The organism is Pseudomonas muyukensis (assembly GCF_019139535.1).
GTDB lineage: Bacteria > Pseudomonadota > Gammaproteobacteria > Pseudomonadales > Pseudomonadaceae > Aquipseudomonas > Aquipseudomonas muyukensis.
Genome location: NZ_CP077073.1, coordinates 640,330 through 657,779, shown reverse-complemented (window position 1 = coordinate 657,779; position 17,450 = coordinate 640,330). Strand labels below are relative to the sequence as shown.

The window sequence follows — 17,450 nt, the reverse complement described above, 5'->3', positions numbered from 1 at the left end:
AAGGAACACTTGCCATGCCTGCCCTGCTGCCCCCTACCGATACCTCCCGTGCCGACCACCATAAGGTGGTGATTGTCGGCGCCGGTGCCGCTGGTATCGCCACCGCCTCGAGCCTGATAGCCCGCGACCCGTCGCTGGATATCGCCCTGATCGATCCTGCCGAGGTGCACTACTACCAACCCGGCTGGACCATGGTCGGTGCCGGCGTGTTCAAGGCACCGAGCACCGCCCACACCATGGCTGCCACCCTGCCCCGCGGCGTGCGCTGGATCAAGGCGCGGGTCGAGGGCTTCGACCCGCAAGGGCAATTGGTCATCCTCGACGATGGCCGCGCCGTCAGCTATGAACAACTGGTGGTCTGCCCAGGGTTGAAGCTGGATTGGCAGGCTATCGAAGGCCTGGGCGAAACCCTCGGGCGCAACGGCGTCACCTCCAACTATCGTTACGACCTGGCGCCCTATACCTGGCAACTGGTACAGAACCTCAAGCAAGGCCGGGCCCTGTTCACCCAGCCGCCGATGCCGATCAAATGCGCCGGCGCGCCGCAGAAGGCGTTGTACCTGTCCTGCGACCACTGGCTGCGCCACGGCCATCTCGGTAACGTGCGCGCCAGCTTCTTCAATGCCGGTGCCGTGCTGTTCGGGGTGCCCGACTATGTGCCGGCGCTGATGAGCTACATCGACAAGTACGGCGTGGACCTGAACTACCAGCATCGCCTGACGGCGGTGGATGGTCCGAACAAGCGCGCCACGTTCACCCGTACCCTCCCCGACGGCAGCAGCGAGACCCGCGTCGAAACCTTCGACATGCTGCACGTGGTACCGCCACAGGTCGCGCCGGATTTCATCCGCCACAGCCCACTGGCCGATGCCGCCGGCTGGGTGGACGTCGACCCGCATACCCTGCGCCACCGCCAGTTCGGCAATGTCCACGCGCTGGGCGACGTGGCCAATACCAGCAATGCCAAGACCGCCGCCGCGGCGCGCAAGCAGGCACCAGTGGTGGCCAACAATGTGCTGGTGGCGCTCGGCCGCCTGTCGACCTTGGCCCAGTACGATGGCTACGGCTCCTGTCCGTTGACCGTGGAGCGCGGCAAGATCGTCCTGGCCGAGTTCACCTACGGCGGCAAGGTCGCGCCGAGCTTCCCGCGTTGGTTGCTCGATGGCCGCAAGCCCACCCGCCTGGCCTGGTTGCTCAAGGCGCAGATCCTGCCACCGCTGTACTGGCAGGCCATGCTCAAGGGCCGGGAATGGTTGGCCAAGCCACAACCCTTGCTGGTCGAGGCGTCGCAGTGATCGAACAGCAACTGCTGGGCGCCGGTCTCGGGGCGATCATTGGCGCGGTACTGGCGTTGACCGGTGCCGGCGGTGGAATCCTCGCCGTGCCGCTGCTGGTGTTCGGGCTTGGCCTGAGCATGGTCGAGGCAGCGCCGATCGGTTTGCTGGCCGTGGGCCTGGCGGCTGCGGTCGGTGCTTTGCTCGGCCTGCGCCAAGGCTTGGTGCGCTATCGGGCGGCACTGTTCATCGCGCTGATCGGCATCGCCTGTGCGCCGCTTGGGCTGATGTTGGCGCACCAGTTACCCAACACACCGTTGGCGCTGGTTTTCGCCGCTGTGCTGGTCTATGCCTGCCGGCGTATCTGGCGCAAGGCCGCACGCGAGTTGCGTGGGCAGTCGCCCTGTGGCGAGCGGCAGATCATGCCCTGCGTGCTCAACCCGTTGCAGGGGCGCCTGCGCTGGACCCTGCCCTGCGCTCGGGCGCTGGCATTCACCGGGATGCTCTCGGGGTTGTTGTCGGGGTTGCTGGGCGTGGGGGGTGGCTTCGTCATCATCCCGGCCTTGAACCGCTATACCAACCTGGACATGAAAAGCATCGTCGCCACTTCGCTGGCTGTGATCGCCCTGGTGTCCACCGGCAGTGTGGTCAGCGCCAGCGTGGCCGGGGTCATGCACTGGTGGGTCGGCGCGCCGTTCGCCGTGGGCGCGGTGCTCGGCCTGTTGCTGGCCAGGCCCTTGGCCAGCAAGCTGGCCGGTCCACGGCTGCAGCAGCTGTTCGCGGTTGCGGGTTGCTGCGCTGCCGTGTTGCTGGCCAGCAAGGCGCTACTCGGCTAGCAGTGCAGCCTGCTCGGCGGCGCACAGCGCCAGCAGGTAGTCCCAGACCACCCGCAGGCGTACCGACTTGTGCAGTTCGCGGCGGGTGCAGATCCAGTAGCTGCGCTGGATGGTTTCGCTGGGCAGCACGCGCACCAGCTTCGGGTCGTGCCCGGCCATGTAGTTGGGCAGCACGGCGATACCCAGCCCGGCCTGGGCGGCTTGCTGCTGGGCGATCACGCTGGTGCTGCGAAACACCACGTTGGGCGCCCGGCAAAAACTGTTGAGCAATAGCAGCTCCTGGCTGAACAGCAGGTCGTCGACATAGCCGATCCAGCTGTGCCGGGCCAGATCCTCGCGGCTGTGCAGTGCTGGTGCGCGGTCCAGGTAGTCCTGGCTGGCGTACAGGGCCAGGCGATAGTCGGTGAGCTTGCGGGTGATCAGCAGGTCGGCGTTGGGGCGTTCCAGGTGAATGCTGATCTCGGCTTCGCGATTGAGGATGCTGACGAAACGCGGCACGGCCACCAGCTCCACCTCCAGCCCCGGGTAGCGTTGGAACAGCGACTTCATGCGCGGGGTGAAGAACATGATGCCGATGCCCTCGGTGACCCCCAGGCGGATCTTGCCCAGCGGGGTGATGGCCTGGGTGATCTCTTCCTGCGCCAGCAGCGCGGTATTCTCCATGGCCTCGGCATGCTTGAGCAGGGCCTGGCCGGAGGGGGTGAGTTCGTAGCCTTGGGCATGCTGGACGAACAGCGCGGTGCCCAGGTGCTTCTCGATGCTCTCGATATGCCGGGCCACGGTGCTGTGGGTGGTGTTGAGGCGCTTGGCAGCGGTCAGCAGACGACCGCTGCGCTGCAACTCGAGGAAAAACCGCAGATCGTTCCAGTCGAACATACTGATCCCTTGGCTGTTCATTGGCCTCGATTCACTGTAGGAGCGGCTTTAGCCGCGATCATCCGCGAAGCGGATGCCAAGCACCGCGAAGGCTGCATCGCGGCTGAAGCCGCTCCTACAGAATTTGCGCCGATCCTTACTCCGGCGCTGTGCTAAAACGCACAACGGCTGCGCGAAATCTCGTGTTTCCTCGGCGAAATTAATCAATAAGATGGGGCGGGACAAGAATAATAATCAGGCGCGAGGTTGCACATGCCATCAGCCGATTCTGTCTACGACTACGTGGTCGTGGGTGCCGGTCCCGCCGGATGCCTGCTGGCCAACCGCTTGTCCGCCGACCCTGCCTGCCGCGTCCTGCTGCTCGAGGCCGGTGGCCGCGACAACTACCCGTGGATTCACGTCCCGGTCGGTTACCTCTACTGCATCGGCAACCCACGCACCGACTGGTGCTTCAAGACCGAGGCCCAGCCAGGCCTGAACGGGCGTGCCCTGGGTTATCCGCGGGGCAAGGTGCTGGGCGGCTGCTCATCGATCAACGGCATGATCTACATGCGTGGCCAGGCCGCCGACTATGATCGCTGGGCCGAGCAAGGCAACGACGGCTGGGCCTGGAAAGATGTACTACCGCTGTTCAAGGCCTGCGAAAACCACTTTGCCGGCGCCAGCGACAGTCACGGCGCCGATGGCGAATGGCGGGTCGAGCAGCAGCGCTACAGTTGGCCGATCCTCGATGCGTTCCGCGATGCCGCCGAGCAGAGCGGCATCGCCAAGGTCGCCGACTTCAACACCGGCGACAACGCAGGGTGTGGATACTTTCAGGTCAACCAGCGCAGCGGTGTGCGCTGGAACTCGGCCAAGGCATTCCTGCGGCCTATCCGCCAGCGCCCCAACTTGACCGTGCTGACCGGCGTGCAGGTCGACCAGGTGCTGCTCAGCAACACCCGGGCCCGTGCCGTGAAGGCACGCTGGCAAGGCGCGTGGCATGAGTTTGGCGCCCGCCGCGAGATCATCCTGTGCGCAGGCGCCGTGGGTTCGCCCGGTATCCTGCAACGCTCCGGCATTGGCTCGCGCAAGTTGCTGGAAGGCCTGGGCATTGCGGTGCGTCACGACATGCCTGGCGTGGGTGGCAATCTGCAGGACCACCTGCAACTGCGGCTGATCTACCAGATCCAGAACACCCGCACGCTCAACCAGATGGCCAACAGCCTGTGGGGCAAACTGGGCATGGGCCTGCGCTACGCCTTCGACCGCAGCGGCCCGCTGGCCATGGCGCCGAGCCAGTTGGGCGCGTTTGTGCGTTCAGGCTCGGAACAGGCCACCGCCAACCTGCAGTACCACGTGCAGCCGTTGTCGCTGGAGCGCTTCGGCGAGCCGCTGCATCGCTTCCCGGCCTTCACGGCCTCGGTATGCAACCTGCGTCCGGCCAGCCGCGGTCGTATCGATATCCGCTCGGCGGACATGGCCGCCGCGCCGTTGATCGACCCCAACTACCTCAGCGACCCCGAGGACCTGCGCGTCGCCGCCGATGCCATCCGCCTCACCCGGCGCATCGTCCAGGCGCCGGCCCTGGCTGCGTTCGACCCGCGTGAATACCTGCCCGGCTCAGCCCTGCACAGCGAAGCAGACCTGCACCAGGCCGCCGGGCAGATCGGTACCACCATCTTCCATCCGGTGGGCACCTGCCGCATGGGCAGTGGCGCCCTCGACGTGGTGGACAGCCAGCTGCGTGTGCATGGCATCCCTGGGCTGCGCGTGGCCGACGCCTCGATCATGCCGCAGATCGTCTCCGGCAATACCTGTTCACCCACGTTGATGATCGCCGAGAAGGCGGCGCAACTGATCCTCAAGGGAGCGCATACACAGACCCACCTCAGCGACAGCAACGCGATACCGACGCCCTGACCCGGGTGTTTGCAACACCGGCGACCCGCGCTCAGAGGTCGCCGACAGTGGAACAACAAGAATAATCACTGTGGCCCACGGGCCGAGGACAGCAACGATGTCGGACTACATCCAGGAGCAAGGTGCGGCGGTCACCCGCGACAGCCGCCGTGAGGAACGCAAGATCATTTTCGCGTCATCCCTCGGGACGGTATTCGAGTGGTATGACTTTTTTCTCTATGGCGCGCTGGCTGCGGTCATCAGCAAGCAGTTCTTCGCTGGGGTCAACGACACCACCGCCTTCATCTTCGCCCTGATGGCCTTCGCCGCCGGCTTCCTGGTGCGCCCGTTCGGCGCGCTGGTGTTCGGCCGGCTGGGTGACATGATCGGGCGCAAGTACACCTTCCTGGTGACCATCGTGCTGATGGGCCTGTCGACCTTCGCGGTCGGCCTGCTGCCCACCTACGCCAGCATCGGTATCGCCGCGCCGATCATCCTCGTGGTGCTGCGCATGCTCCAGGGCCTGGCCCTGGGCGGTGAATACGGCGGCGCCGCCACCTATGTGGCCGAGCACGCGCCACCTGGCAAGCGCGGTTTCCACACCGGTTTCATCCAGTCCACCGCCACTCTGGGCCTGCTGTTGTCGCTGACCGTGGTGCTCGCCAGCCGTTACATCAGCGGCGATCAGTTCGAGACCTGGGGCTGGCGCCTGCCGTTCCTGCTTTCGATCTTCCTGCTGGCGATTTCCACCTGGATCCGCATGAGCATGCACGAGTCGCCGGCCTTCGTGAAAATGAAGGCCCAGGGCAAGGTGAGCAAGTCGCCGATCCGCGAGTCCTTCACCTCCTGGCCGAACCTCAAGGTGGTGCTCACGGCGTTGTTCAGCATCAATGCCGGGCAGGCGGTGACCTTCTACACCGCGCAGTTCTACGTGCTGTTCTTCATGACCCAGATGCTCAAGATGGACCCGGCCCAGGCCAATACCCTGCTGATCATCAGCGTGGTGATCGGCGCGCCGTTCTTCGTGTTCTTCGGCTGGCTGTCGGACCGCATCGGGCGCAAGCCAATCCTGATGGTCGGCCTGTTGCTGGCGACGGTGTGCTACTTCCCGATGTTCAAGGCCCTGAGCCACTACGCCAACCCGCAGATCGACGCGGCCAGCCGCCAGGCACCGATCGTGGTCAGCGCCGACCCGCAAGGCTGCACCTTCCAGTTCGACCCGGTGGGCAAGGCGCGTTTCGACAGCCCCTGCGACAAGGTCAAGACGTTCCTGGTCAAGCAGGGCCTGCCCTACAGTTCGGTGGAGACTGCCGGCAGTGGGGTCAGCGTGAGCATTGGCGACAAGACCATCAGTGGCTTCGACGAAGCAGCCATGCGCAGTGCCATCGATGCCGCCGGCTACCCGGCCAAGGCTGACCCGGCCCACGTCAACCAGGTGATGGTGGTGGTGCTGATCGTCGCCATGATCCTGATCGCCACCATGACCTACGGGCCACTGGCGGCGGTGATGGTCGAGCTGTTCCCCACGCGCATTCGCTACACCTCGATGTCCCTGCCCTACCATATCGGCAATGGCTGGTTCGGCGGCTTCCTGCCGACGGTATCGTTCGCGCTGGTGGTGTACACCGGGGATATCTTCTACGGCCTGTGGTACCCGGTGCTGATCACCGGGGTGAGCCTGGTGGTGGGGATCTTCTGCCTGAAAGAGACCAAGGATGTGGATATCGACAAGGTGTGAGGTGGCGCTGGGGTTTTAACCTGGGAGCCCATAAAAAAACCGGCGTAAAAGCCGGTTTTTTTATCGCGCGAAAAAACTTATGCACGATTTTCGAAAAAACGTCATACAGAGAAATAAATAGCTAATTCAATCACTTAGCTATCAATCGAGACGTTTAATCCAAAATTTACTAACAACTTATCCACAGAACGTCAGGCATGCTGCTGCTCCGGCCGTTCCGCCGCTGGTGGCAACGAGCCCATGGCCCGTTGGGCCGCCTCGTTCCACGCCTGGGCCCGGTCGTTCAGCTCGGCGATGGCCCGTGGCCCGGTGCCTTCGGGGTACATCGGCTCGCCAATCACCACCTCGATGGTGCCTGGGCGCTTGCCCCAGCCCTCGCGCGGCCAGAACTTGCCGGCGTTGTGGGCGATCGGCAGCACTGGCAGCCCGGCGTTCACCGCCAACGCGGTACCGCCACGGGAGAACTTGCCGATCTGGCCGTGGGGCACGCGGGTGCCTTCGGGGAAGATCAACACCCAGGTGCCCTGCTTGAGCAACTCGTCGCCTTGGCTGGCGACCTGGCGCAGAGCCTCCTTGGGGTTCTTCCGGTCGATGGCGATCGGCCGCAGCATGGCCATGGCCCAGCCAAAGAACGGCACGTACAGCAGCTCGCGCTTGAGCACCTGGCTCAGCGGCGAGAAGTACGCCGAGAGGAAGAACGTCTCCCAGGTGCTCTGGTGGTTCGACAGGATCACGCAAGGCACTTTCGGCACATGCTCAGCGCCAGTGATCTTGTAGTTGATGCCCAGGATCGTGCGCACCAGAAACAACGCGCAGCGGCACCAGTACACGTTGATGAACTTGTAGCGCTTGGGGAACGGCAGGAAAGGCGCGACGAAGAAGCTCAGCGAGCACCACAGCAGCGAACTGGTGCCCAACAGCAGGTAAAAAAGAAAGATTCTGATCGCCTGCAGGATCGACATAGTGGCATGTACCGTTGCGGGGCATGGCCCGCCTAATGAAAAGTGCGCCGGTCAAGGCGCACCCTTTTAAATAAGTTCTCTGGCGATGGCTGCCAGATCGTCGAAAATCAGTGTAGTTTCCGGAACGCCCTTTGCCAGGGTTCGCTCGCCCTTGCCGGTTTTTACCAGCACGGGTTGTGCATCGACGGCCAGGGCCGCCTCCAGGTCACCTTTGCTGTCGCCGACGAACCACACGCCGGCCAGGGGAACCTGGTAGTGCTCGGCAATGGCCCGCAGCATGCCGGGCTTGGGCTTGCGGCAATCGCAGCCTTGGTCCGGACCGTGCGGGCAATGCACGATGACACCGAGCTCGCCACCCTGCTCGGCCACCAGCGCGCGCAGGCGCGCGTGCATGGCCTCGAGGGTTGCCAGCGGGTAGTAGCCGCGGGCAATGCCGGACTGGTTGGTGGCAACAGCCACGGTCCAGCCCGCCTTGCTCAACTGCGCGATGGCCTCGATCGAGCCAGGAATGGGGATCCACTCCTCCAGCGACTTGATGTAGGCGTCGGAGTCATGGTTGATCACTCCGTCTCGATCAAGAATCAGCAGTTTCAACGGCTTACCCCAGCAGCGAGATATCGGCCACGCCCAGGAACAGACCGCGCAGGCGGCTGAGCAGGGCATAACGGTTGGCGCGTACCTTGGCGTCCTCGGCGTTCACCAGCACCGCCTCGAAGAAGGCGTCGACCGGATCGCGCAGCGCGGCCAGGCGGGCCAGCGCCTCGTTGTACTGACGCGCGGCGGCCATCGGTTGCACGGCCTGGTCGGCCTGCTGGATGGCCGAGTACAGCGAGAACTCGTTGGCGTTGTCGAAGTACTTCGGCTCGACCTGCTCGGCGATGGCGCCTTCGGCCTTGCCCAGCAGGTTCGACACGCGCTTGTTCGCCGCGGCCAGGGCCTCGGCTTCCGGCAGCTTGCGGAACGCCTGCACGGCCTGCACGCGCTGGTCGAAGTCCAGCGCCGAGCCGGGCTTGAGGGCACGCACCGACAGGTAGGTGGCGACGTCGATGCCTTCGTCTTCGTAACGCGCACGCAGGCGGTCGAAGATGAACTCCAGCACCTGCTCGGCCAGGCCGGCGGCCTTGACCTTGGCACCGAACTGCTTGACCGCGAACTCGACCGCGGCGGTCAGGTCCAGGTCCAGCTGCTTCTCGATCAGGATGCGCAGCACGCCCAGGGCGGCGCGACGCAGGGCATACGGGTCCTTGCTGCCAGTGGGCAGCATGCCGATGCCGAAGATGCCGACCAGGGTGTCGAGCTTGTCGGCGATGGCCACGGCAGCACCGGTGAGGGTCTGCGGCAGCTCGGCACCGGCGCCACGCGGCATGTACTGCTCGTTCAGCGCCAGGGCGACGTCTTGCGGCTCGCCATCGTTGAGGGCGTAGTAGTAGCCGGCAATGCCCTGCATCTCAGGGAATTCGCCGACCATTTCCGAGGCCAGGTCGCACTTGGACAACAAACCGGCACGGCCGGCGTTGGCGGCGCTGCCGCCGATGTGCGGGGCAATGAACGCGGCCAGCTTGGAGACGCGCTCGGCCTTGTCGAACACGGTGCCCAGTTGCGCCTGGAACACCACGTTTTTCAGGCGCTCGTTGAAGCTTTCCAGCGGCTGCTTCTTGTCCTGCTTGAAGAAGAACTCGGCGTCGGTCAGGCGCGGGCGCACGACCTTCTCGTTGCCTTCGACGATCTGTTTCGGATCGCGGCTTTCGACGTTGGCCACGGTGATGAAACGCGGCAGCAGCTTGCCTTCGCCGTCCAGCAGGCAGAAGTACTTCTGGTTGTCCTGCATGGTGGTGATCAGGGCTTCCTGCGGCACCTCGAGGAAACGCTCCTCGAACGAGCACACCAGCGGCACCGGCCACTCGACCAGCGCGGTCACTTCGTCCAGCAGTGCCGGCGGCACGATGGCCGTGCCTTCCTGCTGCATGGCCAGCTCCGCGGTGCGCTTGCTGATCAGCTCGCGACGCTCGGCGAAGTCGGCCAGCACGTGGGCCTTGCGCAGGTCCTCGACGTAGTTGGCCGGGGTGGTGATGAGTACGTTTTCCGGGTGGTGGAAACGGTGGCCACGGGATTCACGGCCGGCCTTCTGCGCCAGGATGGTGCAGTCGACTACCTGATCGCCCAGCAGCATCACCAGCCACTGGGTTGGGCGCACGAACTCTTCGCGGCTGGCGCCCCAGTGCATGCGCTTGGGGATCGGCAGGTCGTTGAGCGAGTCTTCGACGATGGTTGGCAGCAGGCTGCTGGTGGCCTTGCCCGGGATGTGCTGGGAGAAGCGCAGCTTCGGGCCGCTCTGGTCGATGTCCGACAGCTCCACGCCGCACTTCTTGGCGAAGCCCAGGGCCGCCTGGGTCGGTTGGCCTTCGGCGTTGAATGCGGCCTGCAGAGGCGGGCCGTCGATGTTGATGCTGCGATCCGGCTGCTGCACGTCCAGCTGGCGGATCAATACCGCCAGGCGGCGCGGCGCGGCGTACACCTGCTTGCCGGTGTAGTTCAGGCCGGCGGCCTGCAGGCCTTTCTCGATGCCGGCGAGGAAGGCGTCGCCCAGCGAGGCGAGGGCCTTCGGCGGCAGCTCTTCGGTGCCCAGTTCAACCAGGAAATCTTGAGCACTCATTGTGCAGCCTCCAGCTTAGCCAACACTTCGTCACGCAGTTCAGGAGAAGCCATCGGGAAGCCCAGGCGTGCGCGGGCTTGCAGATAGCTTTGCGCCACGTCCCGGGCCAGGGTACGCACGCGCAGGATGTAGCGCTGGCGCTCGGTTACCGAGATGGCGCGGCGGGCGTCCAGCAGGTTGAAGGTGTGCGAGGCCTTCAGGACCATTTCGTAGGTCGGCAGCGGCAGGTCGAGCTTGATCAGGCGGTTCGCTTCGCTTTCGTAGAAGTCGAACAGTTCGAACAGCTTCTCGACGTTGGCGTGCTCGAAGTTGTAGGTCGACTGCTCCACTTCGTTCTGGTGGAACACGTCGCCGTAGGTGACCTTGCCGAACGGACCGTCGGCCCACACCAGGTCGTAGACCGAGTCCACGCCCTGCAGGTACATGGCCAGGCGCTCCAGGCCGTAGGTGATCTCACCGGTGACCGGATAGCACTCGATGCCGCCGACCTGCTGGAAGTAGGTGAACTGGGTCACTTCCATGCCGTTCAGCCAGATTTCCCAGCCCAGGCCCCAGGCACCGAGGGTCGGCGATTCCCAGTTGTCTTCGACGAAGCGGATATCGTGAACCAGCGGGTCCAGGCCGATGGCTTTCAGCGAGCCGAGGTACAGCTCCTGGAAGTTGGCCGGGTTCGGCTTGAGCACCACCTGGAACTGGTAGTAGTGCTGCAGGCGGTTGGGGTTTTCGCCATACCGCCCGTCGGCGGGGCGACGGCTGGGCTGCACATAGGCGGCGTTCCAGGTTTCTGGACCCACGGCGCGCAGGAAGGTCGCGGTGTGGAAAGTGCCGGCGCCTACTTCCATATCGTAGGGCTGAAGCACCACACAACCTTGCTCGGCCCAGTAGTTCTGCAGGGCGAGGATCAGGTCTTGGAAGGTACGCACGGCTGGCGTAGGCTGGCTCACGAAATTCACCTGTATCTGGGGATGCGGATGTAAAGAGCGGGAGTATAACCCGATTCGCCTCGCCCTCTACGTTATTGGAGCCTTATGCCACGCTGCTTTTGGTGTTCCGACGATCCGTTGTATCAGGCCTATCACGACCACGAGTGGGGAACGCCGCAGCGCGACCCGGCGTTGCTCTTCGAGATGCTTTTGCTCGAAGGGTTCCAGGCGGGGTTGTCATGGATCACGGTGTTGAGGAAGCGCGAGCGCTATCGCCAGGTGCTGGACGGCTTCGACCCGGTGAAACTGGCGGACCTCAGCGACGCGCGCATCGAGGCGCTCATGCAGGACGCCGGTATCATCCGCAACCGCCTCAAGCTCAAGGCCGTGCGCCGCAATGCGCAGGCCTGGCTGGCTGTGGATAACCCCGCCGAGTGGTTGTGGTCGTTCGTCGGAGGCACGCCGAAGATCAATCATTTCACTGGCCGCAGCGAGGTCCCGGCGGTCACCGACGAGGCCAAGGCCATGAGCAAGGCCCTGCGCAAAGCCGGCTTTACCTTCGTCGGGCCGACCATCTGCTACGCCTTCATGCAGGCCACCGGCATGGTCATGGACCACACCACCGATTGCGATCGCTACGCCGCCTTGCTGCGCTGAGGGGTTACAATGCGCGCCTTGCTGAAATAAGGAATTCGCCTGTGGAAAAGTTCAAGGGCGCCCTGATGGTCGGGGTGCTGCGCCTGTTTGCCAAGTTGCCCTGGGGCGCTGTGCAGCGCGTCGGCGCCGGGATCGGCTGGCTGATGTGGAAAATCCCCAACGGCTCGCGCAATGTCGTGCGCATCAACCTGGCCAAGTGCTTCCCGCAGATGGATCCGGCCGAGCGCGAGCAACTGGTTGGCCGTGCGCTGAAGGACATCGGCAAGTCGTTCGTCGAGAGCGCCTGCGCCTGGATCTGGCCGCCGCAGCGTTCGCTCGACCTGGTCAAGGAAGTGCACGGCCTGGAAGTGCTGGAGCAGGCCCTGGCCTCGGGCAAGGGCGTGGTCGGCATCACCAGTCACCTGGGCAACTGGGAAGTGCTCAATCACTTCTACTGCAACCAGTGCAAGCCGATCATCTTCTACCGCCCACCCAAGCTCAAGGCGGTGGATGACTTGCTGCGCGAACAGCGGGTGCAGATGGGCAACCGCGTGGCGCCGTCGACCAAGGAAGGCATCCTCAGCGTGATCAAGGAAGTGCGCCGTGGCGGCCAGGTGGGGATTCCGGCCGACCCGGAGCCGGCGGAGTCTGCCGGCGTGTTCGTGCCGTTCCTCGGCACCCAGGCGCTGACCAGCAAGTTCGTGCCGAACATGCTCGCCGGAGGCAAGGCGGTCGGTGTGTTCCTGCATGCCCTGCGCTTGCCGGATGGCTCGGGCTTCAAGGTGTTCCTGGAGGCGGCGCCAGAGGCCATGTACAGCACCGATGTGAATGAATCGGCGGCGGCCATGAGCCAGGTGGTCGAGCGTTATGTGCGCGAGTACCCGAGCCAGTACATGTGGAGCATGAAGCGCTTCAAGAAGCGCCCGGCGGGCGAGGCGCGCTGGTATTAAGAATCTGGGGGCGCTTTGCGCCCCTTTCGCGACACAAGGCCGCTCCTACAGGTGACCGCGATCTCCTGTAGGAGCGGCCTTGTGTCGCGATGGGCTGCAAAGCAGCCCCGGCGATTTCAAGCCTTGTTCAGCTTCTTGAGAAAAACTGTCATCTCTTTCTCGGCCTGCTTGTCGCCATGAGCCTGCGCCGCGACGATCCCCTCCTCCCAGGCCTTGCGCGCCGCCGCCAAGTCACCCTGCAGCTGATACGCCTTGCCCAGCAGCTTCCACGCCGCCGAATACTTGGGGTCCTGCTTCACGCAGCTGGCCAGGTGCCCCGCCGCTTCGGCGCCATTGCCCTCGTCCAGCCAGGCCTTGCCCAGGCCGAACCTCAGCAGCGGGTTATCCACACCCTTGGCCAGCATCTTCTCCAGCGATTCGCGCATGCCCTTCTCCTAGAAGAAACTCAAGCCCACGTGGAACAGCTTCTCCACGTCCCGAATATGCTTCTTGTCCACCACGAACAGGATCACATGGTCGCCCGACTCGATCACCGTGTCGTCGTGGGCGATCATCACTTCGTCCTCGCGGATGATCGCGCCGATGGTCGTGCCCGGCGGCAGGTTGATGTCCTCGATGGCCTTGCCCACCACTTTGCTCGACTTCGAGTCACCATGGGCCACCGCCTCGATGGCCTCGGCCGCGCCACGGCGCAGGGAGTGCACGCTGACGATGTCGCCACGGCGCACGTGGGCCAGCAAGGTGCCGATGGTGGCCAGCTGCGGGCTGATGGCGATGTCGATGTCGCCGCCCTGCACCAGGTCGACGTAGGCCGGGTTGTTGATGATGGTCATCACCTTGCGCGCGCCCAGGCGCTTGGCCAGCAGCGACGCCATGATGTTGGCCTCGTCGTCGTTGGTCAGGGCCAGGAAAATATCGGCATCGGCGATGTTCTCCTCGAGCATCAGGTCCTTGTCCGACGCGCTGCCCTGCAGCACCACGGTGCTTTCCAGGGTATCGGAGAGCTGCCGGCAGCGGGCTGGGTTCATCTCGATGATCTTCACCTGGTAGCGGCTCTCGATGGCCTCGGCCAGGCGTTCGCCGATCTGCCCGCCACCGGCGATGACCACGCGCTTGTTGGTCTCGTCGATGCGTCGCAGCTCGCCCATCACCGCGCGGATGTCCTTCTTCGCGGCAATGAAGAACACTTCGTCGTCGGCTTCGATCACCGTATCGCCTTGCGGGGTGATCGGCCGGTCGCGGCGGAAGATCGCCGCCACCCGGGTATCGACGTTGGGCATGTGCGCGCGGATCTGGCGCAGTTGCTGGCCCACCAGCGGCCCGCCGTAGTAGGCCCGGACCGCCACCAGCTGGGCCTTGCCCTCGGCGAAGTCGATCACCTGCAAGGAGCCGGGGTGTTCGATCAGGCGCTTGATGTAGTTGGTCACCACCTGCTCGGGGCTGATCAGCACGTCCACCGGGATATGGTCGTTGTCGAACAGCTCCTCGCGGGTCAGGTAGGCCGATTCGCGTACCCGGGCGATCTTGGTCGGGGTGTGGAACAGCGAGTAGGCCACCTGGCAGGCGACCATGTTGGTCTCGTCGCTGTTGGTCACCGCCACCAGCATGTCGGCGTCGTCGGCACCGGCCTGGCGCAGCACCGTCGGCAGCGAGGCGCGGCCCTGCACGGTACGGATGTCCAGGCGATCGCCGAGGTCGCGCAGGCGCTCGCCATCGGTGTCGACCACGGTGATGTCGTTGGCTTCGCTGGCCAGGTGCTCGGCCAGCGTGCCGCCGACCTGCCCTGCGCCGAGGATGATGATCTTCATCCGCTACTCCCTACCTTTGTTCTTATCCGCGCGAAGCGGCGATCTTGATCAGCTTGGCATAGTAGAAACCGTCATGGCCGCCTTCCTGGGCCAACAGCTGGCGGCCGTGGGGCTGGCGCAGGCCGGCTTCGGTGGCCAGGTCCAGCTCGCGGGCACCGGGGGTGCGGGCGAGGAAGGCGTCGATCACTTCGGTGTTCTCGGTCGGCAGGCTCGAGCAGGTGGCATACAGCAGCATGCCGCCCACCTCCAGCGTTGGCCACAGGGCATCGAGCAGCTCGCCCTGCAGCGTGGCCAGGGCCGGGATGTCCTCGGCCTGGCGGGTCAGCTTGATGTCCGGGTGGCGGCGGATCACGCCGGTGGCCGAGCACGGGGCGTCGAGCAGGATGCGCTGGAACGGCTTGCCGTCCCACCAACTGGCGGTGTCGCGGGCGTCGCAGGCGATCAGTTCGGCATCCAGCTGCAGGCGCTCGAGGTTCTCGCGCACGCGGGTCAGGCGCTTGGCCTCGAGGTCGATGGCGGTCATGTGGGCCAGGCCCGGTTCGGCTTCGAGCAGGTGGCAGGTCTTGCCACCGGGGGCGCAGCAGGCGTCGAGCACGCGTTGGCCGGGGGCCAGTTCGAGCAGGTCGGCAGACAGCTGCGCCGCTTCGTCCTGGACACTGACCCAGCCTTCGGCAAAGCCCGGCAGCCCGCGCACGTCGCAGGCTTCGCCCAGGACGATACCGTCACGGCTGTACTGGCAGGCGCTGGCGCCAACGCCGGCCTCGGCCAGCAGTGCCAGGTAGGCATCGCGGCTGTGATGGCGGCGGTTGACCCGCAGGATCATCGGCGGGTGGGCGTTGTTGGCCGCGCAAATGGCTTCCCACTGCTCCGGCCAGAAGGCTTTGAGCGACTTTTGCAGCCAACGCGGGTGGGCGGTGCGCACCACCGGGTCGCGTTCCATGCCGGCGAGCAGTGCCTCGCCTTCGCGCTGGGCGCGGCGCAGCACGGCGTTGAGCAGGCCCTTGGCCCACGGCTTCTTCAGCTTGTCGGCGCAGCCGACAGTCTCGCCGATGGCGGCGTGGGCCGGGATGCGGGTGTAGAACAGCTGGTACAGGCCGACCAGCAGCAGCGCCTGCACATCGGCGTCGGCGGCCTTGAAGGGCTTTTGCAGCAGCTGCGCGGCCAGCAGGTCCAGGCGCGGCTGCCAGCGGGCGGTGCCGAAGGCCAGGTCCTGGGTCAGGCCACGGTCGCGTTCCTCGACCTTGTCCAGTTGCGCCGGCAGCGAGCTGTTCAGCGAAGCCTTGCCGCTAAGCACAGCGGCCAAGGCACGGGCGGCAGCCAGGCGCGGGTTCATTGGCCGAGCACCTTGCCACTGGCGAATTTCTCGCGGCGGCTGTTGAACAGGTCGGCGAAGTTCAGGGCCTTGCCACCCGGCAGTTGCAGGCGGGTCAGGCTCAGGGCCTGGTCACCGCAGGCGACCACCAGGCCATCTTTGCTGGCCGACAGGATTTCGCCCGGGGCGCCCTGGGCTGTGGACAAGTTGGCGGCCAGTACCTTCACGCTTTCGCCGTCCAGGGTGCTGTGGCACACCGGCCAGGGATTGAAGGCGCGGATCAGGCGCTCCAGCTCGACGGCCGGGCGGCTCCAGTCGATGCGCGCTTCGTCCTTGTTCAGCTTGTGCGCGTAGGTGGCCAGGGCATCGTCCTGGACTTCACCTAGCAGCGAACCGTCGGCCAGGCCGGCGATGGCCTGGACTACCGCAGGCGGGCCCATTTCGGCGAGGCGGTCGTGCAGGCTGCCGCCGGTGTCGTCGGCACTGATGGGGGTGACCACCTTGAGCAGCATCGGGCCGGTGTCCAGGCCGGCTTCCATGCGCATCACGGTCACGCCGCTGTCGGCGTCGCCGGCTTCGACGGCGCGCTGGATCGGCGCCGCACCGCGCCAGCGTGGCAGCAGGGAGGCGTGGCTGTTGATGCAGCCCAGGCGCGGGATGTCGAGTACCGCTTGCGGCAGGATCAGGCCGTAGGCAACTACCACCATCAGGTCGGGCTCGAGCGCGGCCAGTTCGGCCTGGGCCTCGGCGTTGCGCAGGGTTGGCGGCTGGAACACCGGGATGTCATGGGCCACGGCCAGCTGCTTGACCGGGCTCGGCATGAGCTTCTGGCCACGGCCGGCAGGGCGGTCGGGCTGGGTGTAGACGGCCACGATCTCGTACGGGCTGTCGAGCAGGGCCTTGAGGTGTTCGGCGGCAAACTCTGGAGTGCCAGCAAAGACGATGCGCATGGTGTTCTCGCTGCAAAAAAGAAAAAGGCTTGCCGGAGCAAGCCTTCTGGAAGGTGGGGATCAGGCTTGCTGGCGGTGCTGCTTTTCCAGCTTTTTCTTGATCCGGTCACGTTTTAGCTGTGACAGGTAGTCGACGAACAGCTTGCCGTTGAGGTGATCGAACTCATGCTGCACGCACACCGCCAGCAGGCCTTCGCACTCCAGCTCGTAGGGCTTGCCGTCGCGGTCCTGGGCCTTGACCCGCACACGCAGGGGGCGGTCGACGTTCTCGTAGAAGCCCGGCACCGACAGGCAGCCTTCCTGGTACTGGCCCATGTCGTGGGTCAGCTCCTCGACGCTGGGGTTGATGAAGACGCGCGGTTCGCTGCGGTCTTCGCTCAGGTCCATCACCACCACTTGCTGGTGCACGTTGACCTGGGTCGCGGCCAGGCCGATGCCAGGGGCTTCGTACATGGTTTCGAACATGTCGTCGATCAGCTGGCGCAGGGCGTCGTCAAACACCGTTACCGGTTTGGCAATGGTACGCAGGCGCGGGTCTGGGAATTCGAGGATGTTCAAGATGGCCATAGGGTCAGGCAGTCACTGTGCGGTCGGTTGAAAACTGAGCACACATAATAAAGGGAATCGGGGCGTTCGGCACCTGGGAAAGCT

General features: G+C 65.0%; 16 protein-coding genes. 6 read left to right on the top strand and 10 right to left on the bottom strand.

All coding sequences use genetic code 11. The features are described 5' to 3' along the window. The first annotated feature begins 14 nt into the window (after positions 1-14). Positions 15-1,295: an NAD(P)/FAD-dependent oxidoreductase gene (locus tag KSS95_RS03075; protein WP_217851593.1), complete on the top strand. Its 1,281-nt coding sequence runs from the start codon at positions 15-17 to the stop codon at positions 1,293-1,295. Beyond that, positions 1,292-2,110, top strand: coding sequence for a sulfite exporter TauE/SafE family protein (locus tag KSS95_RS03070; protein ID WP_217851591.1), 819 nt, complete (start codon positions 1,292-1,294; stop codon positions 2,108-2,110). Before KSS95_RS03075 ends, KSS95_RS03070 begins: the two co-directional genes overlap by 4 nt. On the opposite strand, the gene KSS95_RS03065 is transcribed toward KSS95_RS03070, so the two are convergent. Beyond that, entirely contained in the window at positions 2,099-2,986 is an 888-nt protein-coding gene (locus tag KSS95_RS03065) for a LysR family transcriptional regulator (protein ID WP_217851590.1), read from the bottom strand. The two genes, KSS95_RS03070 and KSS95_RS03065, sit on opposite strands and share 12 nt — an antisense overlap. A gap of 252 nt (positions 2,987-3,238) precedes the next feature. Between KSS95_RS03065 and KSS95_RS03060 the strand changes: the two genes are divergently transcribed. Together KSS95_RS03060 and KSS95_RS03055 are read left to right on the top strand one after the other, a co-directional pair. Then, positions 3,239-4,888 (top strand): GMC family oxidoreductase, encoded by a 1,650-nt coding sequence (locus tag KSS95_RS03060; protein ID WP_217851588.1) that lies wholly within the window; start codon positions 3,239-3,241, stop codon positions 4,886-4,888. Positions 4,889-4,985: 97 nt separating this feature from the next. Further along, positions 4,986-6,605 carry an MFS transporter gene (locus tag KSS95_RS03055; RefSeq protein WP_217851587.1) on the top strand — a complete coding sequence of 540 codons (1,620 nt, stop codon included), beginning with the start codon at positions 4,986-4,988 and terminating at the stop codon, positions 6,603-6,605. A gap of 191 nt (positions 6,606-6,796) precedes the next feature. Here the strand turns inward: KSS95_RS03055 and KSS95_RS03050 are convergent, their stop codons facing one another. The 4 genes from KSS95_RS03050 to glyQ form a co-directional block, all read right to left on the bottom strand. Then, complete coding sequence (locus KSS95_RS03050) at positions 6,797-7,567, bottom strand: lysophospholipid acyltransferase family protein (RefSeq protein WP_217851586.1); 771 nt, start codon at positions 7,565-7,567, stop codon at positions 6,797-6,799. Positions 7,568-7,633: 66 nt separating this feature from the next. Further along, complete coding sequence (gene gmhB / locus KSS95_RS03045; RefSeq protein WP_217851585.1) at positions 7,634-8,161, bottom strand: D-glycero-beta-D-manno-heptose 1,7-bisphosphate 7-phosphatase; 528 nt, start codon at positions 8,159-8,161, stop codon at positions 7,634-7,636. A 4-nt stretch (positions 8,162-8,165) separates the two neighbouring features. After that, on the bottom strand, positions 8,166-10,220 hold the full coding sequence (gene glyS, locus KSS95_RS03040; protein ID WP_217851584.1) for a glycine--tRNA ligase subunit beta: 2,055 nt from the start codon (positions 10,218-10,220) through the stop codon (positions 8,166-8,168). Beyond that, positions 10,217-11,164 carry a glycine--tRNA ligase subunit alpha gene (glyQ, locus tag KSS95_RS03035; protein ID WP_011531473.1) on the bottom strand — a complete coding sequence of 316 codons (948 nt, stop codon included), beginning with the start codon at positions 11,162-11,164 and terminating at the stop codon, positions 10,217-10,219. The genes glyS and glyQ overlap by 4 nt, the downstream gene beginning before the upstream one ends. An 84-nt stretch (positions 11,165-11,248) precedes the next feature. On the opposite strand from glyQ, the gene KSS95_RS03030 reads away from it, so the two are divergent. After that, positions 11,249-11,800, top strand: coding sequence for a DNA-3-methyladenine glycosylase I (locus tag KSS95_RS03030; RefSeq protein ID WP_217851582.1), 552 nt, complete (start codon positions 11,249-11,251; stop codon positions 11,798-11,800). Between the two features lie 41 nt (positions 11,801-11,841). Beyond that, positions 11,842-12,729 carry a lysophospholipid acyltransferase gene (locus tag KSS95_RS03025; RefSeq protein WP_217851580.1) on the top strand — a complete coding sequence of 296 codons (888 nt, stop codon included), beginning with the start codon at positions 11,842-11,844 and terminating at the stop codon, positions 12,727-12,729. A gap of 116 nt (positions 12,730-12,845) precedes the next feature. On the opposite strand, the gene KSS95_RS03020 is transcribed toward KSS95_RS03025, so the two are convergent. From KSS95_RS03020 to def, 5 genes are read right to left on the bottom strand one after another with little or no spacing between them, the layout of a single operon-like run. Beyond that, entirely contained in the window at positions 12,846-13,154 is a 309-nt protein-coding gene (locus tag KSS95_RS03020; protein ID WP_217851578.1) for a tetratricopeptide repeat protein, read from the bottom strand. A gap of 9 nt (positions 13,155-13,163) precedes the next feature. After that, positions 13,164-14,537: a Trk system potassium transporter TrkA gene (gene trkA / locus KSS95_RS03015; protein WP_217851576.1), complete on the bottom strand. Its 1,374-nt coding sequence runs from the start codon at positions 14,535-14,537 to the stop codon at positions 13,164-13,166. Between the two features lie 22 nt (positions 14,538-14,559). Beyond that, complete coding sequence (rsmB, locus tag KSS95_RS03010; RefSeq protein ID WP_217851574.1) at positions 14,560-15,870, bottom strand: 16S rRNA (cytosine(967)-C(5))-methyltransferase RsmB; 1,311 nt, start codon at positions 15,868-15,870, stop codon at positions 14,560-14,562. Then, positions 15,867-16,799: a methionyl-tRNA formyltransferase gene (gene fmt, locus KSS95_RS03005; protein ID WP_217851572.1), complete on the bottom strand. Its 933-nt coding sequence runs from the start codon at positions 16,797-16,799 to the stop codon at positions 15,867-15,869. Before fmt ends, rsmB begins: the two co-directional genes overlap by 4 nt. Positions 16,800-16,859: 60 nt before the next feature. Continuing rightward, complete coding sequence (def, locus tag KSS95_RS03000; RefSeq protein WP_038707094.1) at positions 16,860-17,366, bottom strand: peptide deformylase; 507 nt, start codon at positions 17,364-17,366, stop codon at positions 16,860-16,862. Positions 17,367-17,450 lie beyond the last annotated feature (84 nt).

Excerpts from the sequence above, each read along its gene's own strand:
- KSS95_RS03075 (WP_217851593.1), top strand. The coding sequence starts at position 15 with ATGCCTGCCCTGCTGCCCCCTACCGATACCTCCCGTGCCGACCACCAT.
- KSS95_RS03065 (WP_217851590.1), bottom strand. The coding sequence starts at position 2,986 with ATGTTCGACTGGAACGATCTGCGGTTTTTCCTCGAGTTGCAGCGCAGC.
- KSS95_RS03060 (WP_217851588.1), top strand. The coding sequence starts at position 3,239 with ATGCCATCAGCCGATTCTGTCTACGACTACGTGGTCGTGGGTGCCGGT.
- KSS95_RS03055 (WP_217851587.1), top strand. The coding sequence starts at position 4,986 with ATGTCGGACTACATCCAGGAGCAAGGTGCGGCGGTCACCCGCGACAGC.
- KSS95_RS03050 (WP_217851586.1), bottom strand. The coding sequence starts at position 7,567 with ATGTCGATCCTGCAGGCGATCAGAATCTTTCTTTTTTACCTGCTGTTG.
- glyS (WP_217851584.1), bottom strand. The coding sequence starts at position 10,220 with ATGAGTGCTCAAGATTTCCTGGTTGAACTGGGCACCGAAGAGCTGCCG.
- KSS95_RS03030 (WP_217851582.1), top strand. The coding sequence starts at position 11,249 with ATGCCACGCTGCTTTTGGTGTTCCGACGATCCGTTGTATCAGGCCTAT.
- KSS95_RS03020 (WP_217851578.1), bottom strand. The coding sequence starts at position 13,154 with ATGCGCGAATCGCTGGAGAAGATGCTGGCCAAGGGTGTGGATAACCCG.
- trkA (WP_217851576.1), bottom strand. The coding sequence starts at position 14,537 with ATGAAGATCATCATCCTCGGCGCAGGGCAGGTCGGCGGCACGCTGGCC.
- rsmB (WP_217851574.1), bottom strand. The coding sequence starts at position 15,870 with ATGAACCCGCGCCTGGCTGCCGCCCGTGCCTTGGCCGCTGTGCTTAGC.
- fmt (WP_217851572.1), bottom strand. The coding sequence starts at position 16,799 with ATGCGCATCGTCTTTGCTGGCACTCCAGAGTTTGCCGCCGAACACCTC.
- def (WP_038707094.1), bottom strand. The coding sequence starts at position 17,366 with ATGGCCATCTTGAACATCCTCGAATTCCCAGACCCGCGCCTGCGTACC.